Origin of the sequence: Anaerobacillus sp. 1_MG-2023 (assembly GCF_030547345.1) — a bacterium.
Classification (GTDB): domain Bacteria; phylum Bacillota; class Bacilli; order Bacillales; family Guptibacillaceae; genus Guptibacillus; species Guptibacillus hwajinpoensis_B.
Genome location: NZ_JAUORD010000013.1, coordinates 58,347 through 73,352 on the forward strand (window position 1 = coordinate 58,347; position 15,006 = coordinate 73,352).

The following is a 15,006-nucleotide window of genomic DNA, read 5'->3' on the forward strand; positions in this document are numbered from 1 at the left end:
CTTATCGGAACAACGTCTACAAAAACAGTCGTTACCGTTCAAGAAGTGTTAACACAATGTTAAGAAGGTATGAGAATGTCTTGTATTACCGAAATAGATTGCTTTTACTGAAAAATTTATGGTAAATTGATAGTATTGGAAAGGCTATAGTCCGGGAGGTGGAATCATGCATCTTGCAGCTACAATTGCATTAGTTATCGTTTCAATCTTACTTATTACTGTCGTATTGCTTCAGTCTGGTAAAAGCGCCGGGTTATCAGGAGCCATTACAGGTGGAGCTGAGCAATTATTCGGAAAGCAAAAGGCCCGCGGCTTTGAAGCGGTTTTAAATAAAGTAACGGTAGTACTTGCCGTATTGTTCTTTGTTCTTTCAATTCTCGTTGCGTATCTCGTGTAATGTGATAAAGGAAGCAGCAGGTGTTGAACCACTTGCTGCTTTTTTCATTGGAGGAAATGAAAGTATCAATTTCAGTGAAGCCGAGATCTGGCGCTTATATCCGCTCGAGGTCTTAAGCATGTTGCGGGTGAAATAGGCGCTTGTGCTTTTTTAAAGAAGAAAGAAAAGCAAGTTTTTTGTCGAATGAAACAGGGAAATAAGCTAGAAGAACACATTCCTTTTTACTGAGGACGGAAACCGTTAAAATGCATATAAGGACTTCAATAGACAGGATAAATCGTTTTTTGAAGGTCAAACTAATGAGTAGGACTGGATTATTTAGAGGAGGATCACATCATGAAAGTAGTAGCACCCAAGCCATTTACATTTGAAGGAGGTAATCGCGCGGTACTCATGTTGCATGGCTTTACTGGTAATACAGCAGATGTCCGAATGATGGGACGTTATTTGCAGGAACAGGGATATACTTGTCATGCCCCGCAATATGAAGGACATGGCGTTCCCCCAGAAGAGTTAGTACATACAGGTCCTCAAGACTGGTGGAAAAACGTTAAAGAGGGGTATGAAAAGCTTAAAAGCATGGGGCATGAGGAAATAGCTGTTGTGGGATTATCGCTTGGAGGCGTATTTTCTTTAAAGCTCGGTTATACTGTTCCTGTAAAGGGAATCGTACCCATGTGCGCCCCAATGGATATGAAGGATGAAGAATCGATGTATCAGGGTGTTCTTTCTTACGCAAAAGAATATAAGAAATTTGAACGGAAGTCTCCTGAACAAATTGAAGAAGAAATGGAAGCGTTCAAAGAAACCCCAATGAACACGCTCGGAGAACTTCGAGACCTGATCTATGATGTGCGTGATAACATTGATATGATTTATGCTCCGACATTTGTCGCTCAGGCAAGACACGATGAGATGATTAATACGGAGAGTGCGAATGTTATTCATGATCATGTAGAATCAGATGTGAAGAGTTTGAAATGGTATGAGAATTCAACACACGCCATTACGCTTGGAAAAGAGAAAGAGGAACTTCATAAGGACGTACACGCATTTCTTGATGGACTTGATTGGTCTGAATAATCTACGGATATATTTTACTAGAAAGAAGGTGGAAGACAATGGCAGAAGAACATGAACAGAGAATATTGAGCTTCATGAAAGAGGAAGCATACAAACCACTAACTGTACAAGAACTTGAAGAAGTTTTTGGAGTGAAAGATTCAAGTGAGTTTAAGGAGTTTGTGAAAACCTTAAACGGGATGGAAGATGAAGGTTTAATTGTAAGAACAAGAAGTAACCGCTATGGCATTCCTGAGAAAATGAATCTTGTAAGAGGAAAGCTGCAGGTGCATGCAAAAGGCTTTGCATTCCTGATTTCAGATAGCGACACTGGCGAGAAGGATGTTTATATTAACCAGAGTGACCTTGAGGGAGCGATGAATGGAGACCGTGTCATCGCACGACTACATCAAAAATCATCAGGGACACGCCCAGAGGGGACCGTTATTCGTATCATTGAGCGAGGTGTTAAGCGCACAGTTGGTACATACTCTGACAGCAAGCATTTTGGTTTTGTGATTGCGGATGATAAACGAATCCCACATGACATTTTTATTCCAAAAGGGGCTACTGGTGGTGCGGTTGACGGCCACAAAGTCGTTGTTGAAATTACGAAGTATCCTGAAGGACGTATGAGTGCTGAAGGACGAATTACAGAAATACTAGGACACAAGAATGATCCTGGAGTAGATATTCTTTCCATTATTTATAAACATGAATTACCAGGCGAATTTCCGGATGCAACGATGAAACAGGCCAATGACACGCCTGATCAAATTGATGAGAAGGAAATTGAGGGTAGACGTGATTTGCGTGAAGAAACGATTGTAACGATTGATGGTGCTGATGCAAAAGACCTTGATGATGCGGTTAACGTTGTTAAACTTCCAAACGGGAACTATAAATTAGGTGTTCATATTGCAGACGTTACGTATTATGTCACTGAGAACTCTCCAATCGATCAAGAAGCGCTTGATCGTGGTACGAGTGTCTATCTTGTCGATCGTGTAATCCCGATGATTCCACACCGGTTATCAAACGGTATTTGTAGTTTAAATCCTCAAGTGGATCGTTTAACGATTTCGTGTGAAATGGAAATTACAACGCAGGGTGAAGTTGTGAATCATGAAATTTTCCCAAGCGTTATTCGTACAAATGAGCGAATGACATATACGGATGTACGTAAAATTCTTAAACGTGAAGACGATGAAGTACTTGAGCGCTATAAATCTCTAGTTACATTCTTCGATGGCATGGGAGAACTAGCTGAAATCTTAAGAAAAGGTCGCTTCGAACGAGGCGCTATTGATTTTGATTTTGCGGAAGCGAAAGTCCTTGTAGATGAAGAAGGGGCACCACAGGAGATTGTTCAACGAGAACGCTCGGTAGCTGAACGCTTAATTGAAGAATTTATGCTTGTAGCGAACGAAACAGTTGCACAGCACTTCCATTTCATGGAAGTTCCGTTTATGTACCGTATTCACGAAGATCCAGATTCAGACAAACTCAATACATTCTTTGAGTTTATTACAAACTTCGGCTATGTCGTACGAGGTAATGCTAACACGGTGCACCCGCGTGCGCTTCAAAAGCTTTTAGAAGAAGTGAAAGGTGAGCCAGAAGAAGCGGTCATCAGTAAGGTTATGCTTCGCTCTATGCAACAGGCGAAATACTTCCCTGAAAGTCTCGGCCACTTCGGTTTATCGACAGATTTCTATACGCATTTCACATCGCCAATTCGTCGTTATCCTGACTTAATTGTGCATCGTTTAATTCGTACGTACCTGTTTGAGAAAAAAGTCGACAATCAGACAACTTCTAAGTGGGGCGAAGCGCTTGGTGAAATCGCTCAGCACGCTTCAGCGATGGAACGACGTGCAGTTGACGCTGAACGTGAAACCGATGATCTGAAAAAAGCTGAGTTTATGAAAGATAAAATTGGGGAAGAGTTCGAAGGCGTGATTAGCGGCGTAACAAACTTTGGCTTATTTGTTGAATTGCCAAATACGATCGAAGGGCTTGTCCACGTTAGCTATTTAACCGATGACTATTACCATTATGACGAAGGTGCTTATGCGATGATCGGCGAACGTACCGGTAACGTATACCGCATCGGTGACGAAATCGCCATTCGCGTCTTAAATGTTAACATTGACGAACGAGCGATCGACTTCGAAATTGTTGGCATGAAGCCACCGAAAGAACGTCGTCGTAGAGAAAGTCCTAAAGTTATTGAAGGCGGAAAGCGTAAAAAACGTGGGAAGTCATCGAATAAAACAACTGATGCAGGACAGAAAAAAAGAAAGTTCTCTCCACCTAAAGATGGTCAGGGAACGAAAAAGAAAGCAAAAAACAAAAAGAAAAAACGTCGAAATAATAATGCCTAACTAGCGATATTTCGATCATGTCGGTCGGAGTAAGTCATCTTGACTTATTCTGACCAAATTGATATACTGGAGTTCGACGTTTGAGAGGGGGGACGGTCATGCCAAAAGGTGATGGTGGACTCATTGCACAAAATAAGAAAGCAAGACACGATTATTCTGTTATTGAAACATATGAAGCAGGTCTAGTTCTACAGGGAACTGAAATTAAATCCATCAGGGCAAGACGCGTAAACCTGAAAGACTCTCACGCCATTATTCGTAAAGGCGAAATTTTTCTTATCAATATGCACGTCAATGAATATGAGCAGGGAAATCGTTTTAATCACGATCCAACCCGTACTCGTAAGCTATTGATGAAGAGGAAAGAGATTGATAAGCTCCTTGGCTTAACGAAAGAACAGGGCTATACAATTATTCCGCTTAAAGTATATATTAAGAATGGTTATGCGAAAGTACTTCTAGGTCTTGCCAAAGGTAAGAAAAAGTACGATAAGCGCCAAGATCTGAAAGATAAAACGATGAAGCGTGAAGTGGATAAAGCGTTGAAAGAGCGTCAGCGGATATAGTTTCCATTTGATTGGAAGCTGATCTGTGTTATACTAACTATTACCGAAACAACATATGAAGCTTAAGTGCTTTCCCGTTTTCGGTTCTCATTTCTTATATGGGGACGTTACGGATTCGACAGGGATAGGTCGAGCTTAAGTCGCGAGTCGAGTTGGCGAGCTACGTTAAAAACGCCATGCCTATAACTGGCAAAGAAAACAACAACTTCGCACTAGCAGCGTAAGCTGTTTTGCGGTTCCCCCCTCCATCGCCCATGTGGTAGGGTAAGGGACTCAACTTAAGTGGGATACGCCAACAATCCACCGTCTGAGGAAAGTTGGAAGAGATTAACCAGACTAGCTACAAGGACGCCTGTCGTTGGGCAGAATTGTAGTGAAACACTAATATAACGACTACACTCGTAGAAGCTTAAGTGCCGATATCTCTGGACGTGGGTTCGACTCCCACCGTCTCCACCAAATACATATTTGGTGGTTTTTTATTTGAAAAAAATCACTTCACTAAAAAAAAGCGGAGAACGTGAACTTTCACGTTCTCCGCTTTTTTTAGTGACTAATTTGTTTCCCCTGGAGACGTTTAGTAAAAGAATCAGCTTGAGGGGTGACCGCAACATGGCCGAGTGCTTTTCCTAATCCAAAAGCAGGCATATTTCCATAAAGGGTTTCATAGTGAGAGCTCGGAAGGACGTATGTTTCATGATAAATACCGACAGCACGGTTATTTCCGATCTTTTGATTGAAGTTTTTCCATGCTTTTAAATGAGCTTGACCATGCGCATAATGGCGTAGGTCATCAGATGAGCGCCAGTATTGAAGAAGTAGCGTTGTACGGAAACTAAAGAAGTTTTCCATAGAAAGGCACCCTAACTGTTTATTGGTGCTAAGCTCACGAATCATGCCAGGCATCGCAAGAAAGACTGGAAGCCATTTATGCACAGCCCACCACTGATTGATTCGCATGCCAATGAGAAATACTACAACGTCCTGTCCTTTATCCACCGTGTAGCGCCCGCTAAAGACCTGATTTGCCATCTGAATTTCCTCCTCTAGAGCTTTATTTTCGCATCCTTTGCCCATTCAATAGCAGCTTTTGTCGTTCGTTTCCCATAGTCAAGAGTCATAAGCCAGAACTTTGCATCCCCTTGATCACCATACGTTTTTACAATCATCTCCTCGATGGCTTCATAAGTTTTGAAGCGATCGAGGAGTTTGGCGAGATAGCTTTCCAATTGCTTTTTGACTGCTTCATCACTTTGATGCTGACTAAAAAATAGCTTAAGCAATAACTCATTTTTCTCTAAAGCTACTTCCTCAACAGGCGTTTCCATCCACTTTTTGAGCGCATCCCATCCCAATTGTGTTAATTCATATTCCTTTTTGTCTGGCTTACCGGATTCGCTTTGTTTTTGGACCGTTATAAGTTCTTCATCTAGAAGACTTTTCAGTGTCGGATAAATTTGACCGTAGCTGATTTTCCAAAAATGATTCAAGCTACCATCCATCATTTGTTTCATTGAATAGCCAGTGCGACAACCGGTAGTTAGTAAGCCTAAAATAGCAAATTTCGTATTTGATTGTTTTTCCATATTTCTCACCCTATATCTAAAAGATATGTATCAATTAGATATATGATAGCATGTTTTTTGAAAATATAGAAATTAAATTTTGGTTATTATTTAGAGTTGGCATTATGTCTATCAACTTGTTCAAATACACTCTAAAAAACAAGCCGCCCTTTTGGACGACTTGTTTGGTTTTCTATTCAGATGCTACTTTGGTTTCTTCGTGGTCTGAAACTTCCAAGTTGCGTTGAGTAAACACTTTTTCGGCAAGCGTAAGCGCATTAAGAGCTCGTGGAAAGCCTGTATAGGGAATGAGTTGTATGATCCACGATCTATGATGCCGTCAGCCCGGAGGTGAGTACGGTATTGATGTGAAGTTCAAGCAGAGGTTCTGTTCCTTGAGTCACAAGTGATGAAAGGGTAACGAGTGCTCTTTGCTGATTCGTTAACCCATCACGAGAGTAGATGTCTCAAGGAAATTCGATAATATATTTACCAACATCAGGAGGAATTTCCTCCAGATCATCTGAGATTTTCAAATGAGTTGATATGTCGTCATTTGATGATAATGTGTATTCCATTAATTTATCTAGACCTTGCTGCAGGCGATCTTTTTCCATTGTAAAAGTCTCCTATAATATATCCTTTAGTAAGATAAAGTTTCCTACTATACCATGCGGAATCTCTTGTGTGAAATACCTATTTTAAATAGAGTCTATTCGAATAAGATATACAACTAGATAGAAGACTTAATGTAGTTTATAAAAGCACGGGATGCGTAAGAGATATATTTTTCTTTTCGGAGGATAATTCCGAGGTCCCATGGTATTGAAGGATTTACAATTGGGACAGAGACCACATTATCTTGATTGATTTTTCTGAGAATAGATTTAGGGAAGAACGTAATTCCTAAATTGTGACTAACCATATCGCTAATGAAATCCCATTGAGAACTAACATACGATATTTGAGGCTCAAAACCTGCTTGGCGACACTGTTCAATCATCTGATCATGTAGCATGAAGTCTTCACTAAATAGAATGATCTGCTCATTACGTAAATCACTAATTGAGACCTCACTTTTTTCGGCGAATGGATGCGAACTGTGCACAAAAAGCATTAATTCTTCCTTTGTGAACGGAAGTGTTTCAAATTTTGTTTCATTAACAGGTAAGAGGCCGACTGCAAAATCTAGTTCTCCATCAAGGATTTTTTGTTGAGCAATGTTAGCTCCGTGCTCCATTAGTTCAATCGTAATATCGGGGTAAAGTTGTTGAAACCCTTTCAAAATACCTGGGAAGTAGAGGGCGCCGATGAGTGGCGGGAGACCAACTTTAATGTGCCCTTTCTTTAAGTTCATCATGTCATATAAGTGAGAAGAAAGATCGTCTACCATATTCAGTATTTTTTCACCTTGAAGATACACGATTTTTCCTGCATCGGTTAGTTCGCTCGATCGTGCCGAGCGATCGAGTAGTTCAACATCTAACTCGGCTTCTAAACTTTTCACCATTTTACTTAAAGTAGGCTGAGAGATGTAGAGCGAGTGTGAGGCTTTCGTAAAGCTTTTTTGCTTCGCAACTTCAACGAAATAGGCTAACTGCTTAATGTCCATATGGAAGCTCCTGTCTCTATTCCCATCAGAATGAGAAATGCATTATGGTTTATTGTAGTCGCAAATGATCTGTGAATTCAACCATAGACGGGGATTCTAGACCTATTTTTTACGAGAGCTGTTACATATGTAGAAAAGAGGGGTAAGGAAGAAGGCAATCAAATATCTTATGGAGGTGCTCGTTTTGAGTAAAAAAGTATTAATCATTTCCGGTGATGCTGTTGAAGCGCTTGAGATTTTCTACCCTTACTATCGCTGTCTAGAGGAAGGTTTTGACGTGACGATCGCATCCCCTACCGCTAAAAAACTACAAACGGTATGCCACGACTTTACAGATGAAATGGAAACGTTTGTTGAGAAGCAAGCCTATGGAATTGAATCACATGTAGCGTTTGCAGAAATCAAGCCGGCAGAGTACGATGGTTTAATTATTCCAGGCGGACGAGCACCAGAATACATTCGAATGGATGAGAGCGTACCTGGCATCGTAAGACATTTCTTTGAGGAAAATAAACCAGTAGGTGCAATTTGTCATGCGGCACAGGTTCTTAATGTGGTTCCTGATATTATGAAAGATCGCGAGTATACCGCGTATCCAGCTTGTAAACCAGATGTAACCGCATGTGGCGCTACATACATTGATGAAAAGGTCCATACGCGTGATAATCTCGTCTCAGGGCAGGCATGGCCAGATTTACCAGGATTCATGAAAGAATTTCTCCGTTTATTAAAATAATGATACACGTAACCCCCTGATTGAGAGATCAGGGGGTTCTTTAAGAGGAAGGATATTTCGTTTGGCCAATAGCTGAAATAACAGACCCAACCGCTTGAATCCAGCTTCCTACGACATTAATATTTGTTGCATCTTCATTGTTGAGCTCTTTAATTCCTGAAATCGCTTGAAGCGAATTGCCGACCGCCTGAAGGAAGTTCCCATAAATGCTATACAATGCTGAAGCCGAGACTTCTCCTTCTAATGCATCTGCAAGAGATACCCCTCCACCGAGAGCTTGGAGCCAGTTTCCATCAATATTCAGTATTTGCTTCACTCGATCATCAAAATCAATCAGAATCCCTGTCACAACCGTCGAATTCCCAATTGCCTGAAGCTGATTGCCAATCTTGTCTAATGAAGGGGGAGTAATCGTATCAGCGATTAGAGCGTTTCCTGTTCCCTGCATCACATTTCCAATAAGATTTAAACTATCAAGTATTGATGAGGGGATTTCTTTTATAGGTGTACTTCCAATAGCGGCTAAGATCGTTCCAATTGCCTGTACCCATGATCCAAAAACACCTTTTACTTCATTGTTCATGATGTGATCGCCTTCTTCAAAAGTCGCCCTATTGTATTCTATACAAAATAGCAAAATAGGTTAATCAAACGGGAGGATTTGATGGGAAACTAACTCACATCAACATTCAAAGGCTTAACATAGACGTTCTGGCGATATTTAAAAAAGAAAATAGCTGTGATCGCCATCGACATTATACCAAAGATGACAGACATCATTTGAAGCCCGATCAAATCAAGCATCAATCCCGTTAATAGGAGTACAACTTGAAAAATGATGCGATCAAGCATGTTACGGAATGAGAAGAAACGACCGTGATATTCTTTAGGTACCCTCGTTTGGAAAATGGTAGCAGCTGTTGGAAAGAAGCAGCCGACTGAGAAACCGAATACCGCAAATGCTACAACGGAAAGAATCGGGCTGTTTGCGAAAAAGAGCAGCAGTTGAGAGAGTCCAATAATAAATGAAAAAAGAAATAAAATTGTGTATGGTGATTGTTTCCTAGAAAGCCTTTTGACTGCGAAAGCACCGATCATGAAGGAAAGACCTTCAGCGGTGTAAATCCAACTTTTGATGAGAGGATTATCTTGAAGCTCACTAATACTAATAACAAGCAAATTAAAACCACCAATAAACAAAAGAGGAACCATCGTCATAATTAGTGTCATTGTCACAATGGGCAGCTGTTTAATAATTGGAAACAAATGCTTGAAGCCACTTTCTGCTTTTGATCGATGCGAAACAGAGACGGTCGGTTCATCGATCGCAAGAAAAAGCGTAAAGATTACAAGTAAAAGGTAGGCTCCTAAAGAAAGAATATACATAGTCGATAAAGACATGATCGCAAGAAAGATTCCGGCAATAGCTGTACCCAGTACTCTTGAAAGTGTAGCGACATTCATATGAATCCCGTTCATTTGCAGGAGCTCTTTTTCTTTCACGACAAGTGGAATGGCTGCTTGGAGAGCAGGAAAGTAAAAAGCCGCAGCGGTCTGAATAAGAATGAGAAAAACAACCATCCAGAGAACGGACCCCGTTTGAAGAGCCACTAACATAAAGATCACGCTAATGGCTCGTGCAAGTCCAGCTACGATCATCACCGTCTTCTTTTTCACTTGATCGGTCACTCGTCCTGCATAGGGGCCAATCGCTACACCAGCAAGAAGTCCGATCGCAAGTATGACAGCTTTCATAAAATCAGAAGGCACTTTCTCTTGCATAAATTCTAAGTTGCCAATAATACCGAGCCATAAGCCGAGTCCAGCTACAAATTCACCAATTAATAAAATCCAGACATTTTTGTTCTGCCACATCATTTTGACCTCGATCTTCTTTAGTTTCTAATATCATACCATGAGCGGTAAACATAAATTACGGAATTCGAAGAAAGTTTTAATGCTAAGGAATGGTTAAGGACCTAATATAATCCGTTCGGTATGCCTTCAGCCTATTTTGTTTATGCTAGAAAGAAGGAGGTGAAGGGAATGGCTATGGATGTATTGTGCGAGGTAGCAAATTGTGTCCACAACCGAAATGGTAAGCAGTGTGGAGCAGACGAAATCTACGTTGTCAGTCATAAAGGAAATCAAGCAAGCAATAGTGAAGAAACGGATTGTAAAACATTTGAGCCTGGTACCCTTTAAACTCTTTGAGGCGTTACCATAAAAAAAGCCGTCCTCAAGCGAGGGCGGCTTCTCGTTTACGCTTCTAATAGTTGTTTTAAACGAGCATAGTCTTTCTCAATGGAGCGCTGCACCAATTTACTCAGAACAGGACGAGCGAGTGAAAAAAGTGTTCCTGGATTTCCTTCGACGAAAGCCTTAACGACACAACCGTCACCTGCAACTTGGACTTCTCTTGTGACTTTAATCGGAAACGTACTATCAACGCTTTCGATTTGAATTTTGTGGTACGGATTGAATTGACGAACAATAAAAGTGGTTTTGATTTCTTTTCCGAGAAATTTAGCTACTTGATCATATGTCGCCCCTTTTCTCAATTCTCCATTGGTAAACGTAGCCGAAACCATACCGCTTTGCCAATTTGGATTGTTCTCGAAATTTGCGATGTAGTTAAAAACAACTTCAGGTGTCCGCTCAATCAAAATACTTGTTTTCACTTCGATTTTTTTTAGTTTTCATTGTATCTTTTCCCTTGCTCTACATAATTTTTAAGGAATGTCCCAAGCAACTCTTTCCACCCTTCCTCATAAGCGGAATGCCAGTTAGGATCAAGTACACCTGATGCTTGATGAGAAAGGGAGAGGAGCGTTGCCCCACGATCTTCTTTTAGTGTATATGCGTAAGCACTCGTAACAGCACCAGTCATGCCAAGAAGGCCATTTAAGCAAATTTCATATGGTGCATGTAGATAAGTGATGGTACCCCAAAGAGCCTGACTGTTTTTTCCCTTCTCTATAAATCGCCCCGCTATTTCATTTTCAAATGAAAGTGTTGAGTCTTCTCCACATAAGCGATATGCCCACCAGGAGTTAATGTCATCTGTCAATGAAGTAAAGATTTGTTCGATCGGTGCTTCAATGCGCACTTCATGTTCAATTTGAAACGTATTTAGCTTAAATTCGTTCTCCATTTGAGTATTGCCCTTTCAATAGTTGATTGTAATGTTAATAAAGAGGAAGCAACGTTTGATTGAACATAATTCATCCACCGATCAGCCATATTTTGTAGCGAGATTGCGTTTAAAAAATTCAGCCGCTGTCTTCCTTTGCGGCGAACAAGCACGAGGTTGGCTTCTGCAAGTATAGTGAGATGTTTCATAACTGCATAGCGACTTATATTAGCGGAAGCCTTACTTATTTCACCCATTGTTTTGGACCGTTATTAAGCAAGTCCAAAATCTCTCTTCGAATGAGGTGCGTTAATGCTTTGAATGTGATCGATAGTTCTTCTTCTTTGTTCATCTCAGCACTCCAAAATGTGACTATAAGGTAACATAAATAAGTGGCCAATCGTAACGTATTCTAACCAAGCGAACAAGTGAAAATGACAGGTAATGAATGGAATATTTACTTTGTTGTCAAATGTTTATAAGAAATTTCTGATATTTGTTTGCGTTAAAGCATGAAAACTAGTATCATCAAAGAATATAAATTTGGAATTGAATTAATTATCTAATTATATTTGCGATTTGGAAGGGTGATTAGAATGGAAGGCAAAAAGGACCTACGAATCAGAAGTAAAGTCATCAGTGAAGGGGTTAACCGAGTGCCAAACCGCTCGATGCTTCGAGCTGTAGGGTTTACGGATGAAGATTTCAAAAAACCAATGATTGGTGTAGCGAGTACGTGGAGTGAAGTTACGCCGTGTAATGTACATATTGACTCTCTTGCGCGTGAGGCGAAAGCGGGTGCTAAGGATAACGGCGGCGCGCCAATGATCTTTAACACAATTACCGTTTCTGATGGAATTGCGATGGGGCATGAAGGAATGTTTTATTCTCTCCCAAGTCGTGAGATTATCGCTGACTCGATTGAAACGGTCACAAATGCTGAACGACTTGATGGAATTGTAGCCATTGGCGGCTGTGACAAAACAACACCTGGCTGTTTAATGGCTATTGGTCGTATGAACATTCCGTCCGTTTATGTATACGGAGGAACCATCCAACCAGGTAAACTTAATGGAAATGATATCGACATAGTTTCTTCATTTGAAGCGGTTGGCCAATACCAAGCTGGTACGATTAACGATGAAGAGTTGCACAAAGTCGAATGCTCTGCATGTCCTGGAGCAGGAGCATGTGGAGGAATGTATACCGCAAATACAATGGCATCTGCAGTTGAAGCACTTGGAATGAGTATCCCGGGATCATCTTCAACACCAGCAGTAAATGATTACAAAGAATCTGAATGTCGTCAGGCGGGGGAACTGGTGGTTTCACTTCTTGAAAAAGATATCTACCCTCGTGACATTATGACTAAAGAAGCATTTGAGAATGCGATCACAGTCGTAATGGCCCTCGGTGGTTCAACTAATGCCTTCTTGCATCTAACGGCAATGGCTCACTCAGCTGGTGTGGACTTATCATTGGATGATTTCGAACGCGTTCGCGAACGTGTTCCGTACATCGCGGATATGAAGCCGAGCGGCAAATATGTGATGCAAGACCTTTATGAGATTGGCGGCGTACCTGCCGTCATGAAGCTTCTTCATGAGCATGGCTTGCTTCACGGAGATTGCCTCACAGTGACTGGAAAAACAGTCGCAGAAAACTTGGCCGAAGCCCCATCGCTAAAAGAAGGACAAGAAATTATCCGTTCTTTAAATGATCCGATTAAAGCAAGCGGACCACTTGTTGTACTTCGAGGTAATCTAGCTCCTGAAGGTTCTGTTGCAAAAATGTCCGGTCAAAAGATTAGCCATTTTGCAGGACCAGCTCGCGTTTATAATAACGAAGCAGAAGCAACTGCAGCAATCGAAGCGGATGATATTAAAGAAGGTGACGTTCTCGTTATTCGTAATGTAGGTCCTAAAGGCGGACCAGGAATGCCGGAAATGCTATCCATTACTTCCATGATTGTTGGGAAAGGGTTGAATGGTAAGGTAGCGCTTATGACAGACGGTCGCTTCTCAGGTGGATCGCACGGTTTCGTTATCGGCCACGTATCTCCAGAGGCATTTGTTGGTGGACCGATTGGCCTCTTAAAAGAAGGCGACACCATTACCATCGATAGTGATAAGCAACAAATTAATTTTGATGTGACAGACGAAGAACTACAGCGTCGCCGTGCAGAATGGGTACGACCTGAGCTTCGATATAAGACAGGTATTCTCGGTAAATATGCAAGACTCGTTTCCTCATCCGCAAAAGGTGCCGTAACGGATTTGGATATTGAATAAAATGAAAAAGCCAGCTTTCTTCTGTATGAAGAAGCTGGCTTTTTCATTTTATTCAGCAAAGGAAATGATTGAGCGGCGGAGAATGAATTTGTATAGGTAAAATAAAAGCTAGAGGAGTGAGTACCCATTTGATAATGAAAGAACACGATCCCCCGCTACATCTCCACAAATTAAGTACCTTATTGGATCGCCTCCCTTCTCATCATCTACGCTTTGAAGAAGTGAAAGAGCAACCTTCCATGTACCAAGCAGGAATATCAGGTGAGAAATCCATTGATTTCCCTCTAAGTTTTTTAGACGATAAGCGGTTTTCAATCTATCATGACTTGCGTATTTCTGACGGTGTTCATCATTTTCAAATAGATACGCTTGTAATCAGCCAGCACTATCTTCTGGTTCTTGAAGTGAAAAACATTTCAGGAATTCTTCATTTTGATCCTACATTCAATCAATTAATACGCATTTCTGACACGAAAGAAGAAGCCTTCCCAAATCCCCTCACTCAGGTGGAACGTCAGCGTTCCCAACTTCGCGCTTTACTTCAAAAAATGAATATCCCAGAAGTACCTATTGAAACGCTTATTGTCATCGCTAACCGAAGAGCAGTAATAAAAGCGACCGAGGCGGTTCAATTCATTTCTTCAAAAGTTATTCGAAGTGAGTACCTGCCTACAAAAGTGAAGTCACTGGATCAACGATATGGGGAATTATGTTTAACGATGAAAGAAGTACGAAAGCTGGGGCGTAATCTTGTTAAACTACATGAGCCGCTTGACCGAGCTGTACTGAAGCGATTTTCAATCTCTCGGGAAGACTTGTTAGTTGGTGTAACTTGTCCAGAGTGTGCTCGCCTGGCTATGAGGAGGCTGCACGGTAGATGGTATTGCGAGAGGTGTCGTGCTTATTCGCGTGATGCCCACTTAAGAGCGCTTCAAGACTATGCGTTACTTGTGTCTAGAGAGATTACGAATCAGGAGGCGAGATGGTTTTTGAAGATGGATTCCGGAGATGCTGCTACTCGTTTATTAAAATCTTTAAAAATGGAGTCAACTGGATACACAAAAGGAAGACGCTATAAGTTAGATTTTCGGTTTTTTGATGTTTCGCGGAATTAATTGAATTTCCGCGGAAATAATACGTGTTTTCGCGGAATAAAATCGAATTTCGCGGAATTATCCAGAAGATCGCGGAATTAACTGGATTTCCTCCACCAAACAACCACAAAAAAAGCCCCCCACACACGTGGAGGACCCCATT

General features: G+C 41.2%; 15 protein-coding genes, 1 other RNA gene and 1 pseudogene. 9 read left to right on the forward strand and 8 right to left on the reverse strand.

All coding sequences use genetic code 11. From position 1 onward, the window contains the following. Nucleotides 1-166 precede the first annotated feature (166 nt). From secG to ssrA, 5 genes are all read left to right on the forward strand, one after another. Nucleotides 167-397, forward strand: a complete 231-nt coding sequence (gene secG, locus Q4550_RS18700) for a preprotein translocase subunit SecG (protein ID WP_098445013.1) — start codon at nucleotides 167-169, stop codon at nucleotides 395-397. Nucleotides 398-733: 336 nt separating this feature from the next. Further along, entirely contained in the window at nucleotides 734-1,480 is a 747-nt protein-coding gene (locus Q4550_RS18705; protein WP_283153609.1) for an alpha/beta hydrolase, read from the forward strand. A gap of 38 nt (nucleotides 1,481-1,518) precedes the next feature. Further along, nucleotides 1,519-3,846, forward strand: coding sequence for a ribonuclease R (gene rnr, locus Q4550_RS18710; protein WP_303535211.1), 2,328 nt, complete (start codon nucleotides 1,519-1,521; stop codon nucleotides 3,844-3,846). Nucleotides 3,847-3,944: 98 nt separating this feature from the next. After that, nucleotides 3,945-4,412 carry an SsrA-binding protein SmpB gene (gene smpB, locus Q4550_RS18715; RefSeq protein WP_194218797.1) on the forward strand — a complete coding sequence of 156 codons (468 nt, stop codon included), beginning with the start codon at nucleotides 3,945-3,947 and terminating at the stop codon, nucleotides 4,410-4,412. Between the two features lie 100 nt (nucleotides 4,413-4,512). Next, nucleotides 4,513-4,871: a transfer-messenger RNA gene (gene ssrA, locus Q4550_RS18720) on the forward strand. Nucleotides 4,872-4,958: 87 nt separating this feature from the next. On the opposite strand, the gene Q4550_RS18725 is transcribed toward ssrA, so the two are convergent. The 4 genes and pseudogenes from Q4550_RS18725 to Q4550_RS18740 all read right to left on the reverse strand — a co-directional run bounded on the left by Q4550_RS18725 (nucleotide 4,959) and on the right by Q4550_RS18740 (nucleotide 7,589). Next, nucleotides 4,959-5,444, reverse strand: a complete 486-nt coding sequence (locus Q4550_RS18725) for a DUF4188 domain-containing protein (protein WP_194218801.1) — start codon at nucleotides 5,442-5,444, stop codon at nucleotides 4,959-4,961. Between the two features lie 14 nt (nucleotides 5,445-5,458). After that, nucleotides 5,459-5,998 carry a PadR family transcriptional regulator gene (locus Q4550_RS18730; protein ID WP_303535213.1) on the reverse strand — a complete coding sequence of 180 codons (540 nt, stop codon included), beginning with the start codon at nucleotides 5,996-5,998 and terminating at the stop codon, nucleotides 5,459-5,461. Nucleotides 5,999-6,170: 172 nt separating this feature from the next. Next, nucleotides 6,171-6,594 (reverse strand): annotated as a pseudogene (locus tag Q4550_RS18735) (carboxymuconolactone decarboxylase family protein). A gap of 116 nt (nucleotides 6,595-6,710) precedes the next feature. Beyond that, on the reverse strand, nucleotides 6,711-7,589 hold the full coding sequence (locus tag Q4550_RS18740; protein WP_283153623.1) for a LysR family transcriptional regulator: 879 nt from the start codon (nucleotides 7,587-7,589) through the stop codon (nucleotides 6,711-6,713). Between the two features lie 184 nt (nucleotides 7,590-7,773). On the opposite strand from Q4550_RS18740, the gene Q4550_RS18745 reads away from it, so the two are divergent. After that, a complete protein-coding gene (locus tag Q4550_RS18745; RefSeq protein WP_226615226.1) occupies nucleotides 7,774-8,325 on the forward strand; it encodes a DJ-1/PfpI family protein in 552 nt (183 codons plus the stop codon). 40 nt (nucleotides 8,326-8,365) lie between these two features. On the opposite strand, the gene Q4550_RS18750 is transcribed toward Q4550_RS18745, so the two are convergent. Next, entirely contained in the window at nucleotides 8,366-8,908 is a 543-nt protein-coding gene (locus tag Q4550_RS18750; RefSeq protein WP_283153624.1) for a DUF6944 family repetitive protein, read from the reverse strand. Between the two features lie 89 nt (nucleotides 8,909-8,997). Next, complete coding sequence (locus Q4550_RS18755; RefSeq protein ID WP_303535216.1) at nucleotides 8,998-10,200, reverse strand: MFS transporter; 1,203 nt, start codon at nucleotides 10,198-10,200, stop codon at nucleotides 8,998-9,000. A 171-nt stretch (nucleotides 10,201-10,371) separates the two neighbouring features. On the opposite strand from Q4550_RS18755, the gene Q4550_RS18760 reads away from it, so the two are divergent. Next, nucleotides 10,372-10,530 carry a DUF1540 domain-containing protein gene (locus tag Q4550_RS18760; protein WP_283153626.1) on the forward strand — a complete coding sequence of 53 codons (159 nt, stop codon included), beginning with the start codon at nucleotides 10,372-10,374 and terminating at the stop codon, nucleotides 10,528-10,530. A gap of 56 nt (nucleotides 10,531-10,586) precedes the next feature. Here Q4550_RS18760 and Q4550_RS18765 read toward each other — a convergent pair whose 3' ends face one another. Both Q4550_RS18765 and Q4550_RS18770 read right to left on the reverse strand, forming a co-directional pair. After that, nucleotides 10,587-11,006, reverse strand: a complete 420-nt coding sequence (locus Q4550_RS18765; RefSeq protein ID WP_303535218.1) for an SRPBCC family protein — start codon at nucleotides 11,004-11,006, stop codon at nucleotides 10,587-10,589. A gap of 11 nt (nucleotides 11,007-11,017) precedes the next feature. Next, the gene (locus tag Q4550_RS18770; protein ID WP_283153628.1) at nucleotides 11,018-11,479 is read right to left on the reverse strand and encodes an SRPBCC family protein; all 462 of its coding nucleotides are present in this window, start codon (nucleotides 11,477-11,479) and stop codon (nucleotides 11,018-11,020) included. Between the two features lie 575 nt (nucleotides 11,480-12,054). On the opposite strand from Q4550_RS18770, the gene ilvD reads away from it, so the two are divergent. Together ilvD and Q4550_RS18780 are read left to right on the forward strand one after the other, a co-directional pair. Then, nucleotides 12,055-13,749, forward strand: a complete 1,695-nt coding sequence (gene ilvD / locus Q4550_RS18775) for a dihydroxy-acid dehydratase (RefSeq protein WP_303535220.1) — start codon at nucleotides 12,055-12,057, stop codon at nucleotides 13,747-13,749. Between the two features lie 134 nt (nucleotides 13,750-13,883). Continuing rightward, the gene (locus tag Q4550_RS18780; RefSeq protein WP_303535310.1) at nucleotides 13,884-14,864 is read left to right on the forward strand and encodes a nuclease-related domain-containing protein; all 981 of its coding nucleotides are present in this window, start codon (nucleotides 13,884-13,886) and stop codon (nucleotides 14,862-14,864) included. The last annotated feature ends 142 nt before the right edge of the window (nucleotides 14,865-15,006 follow it).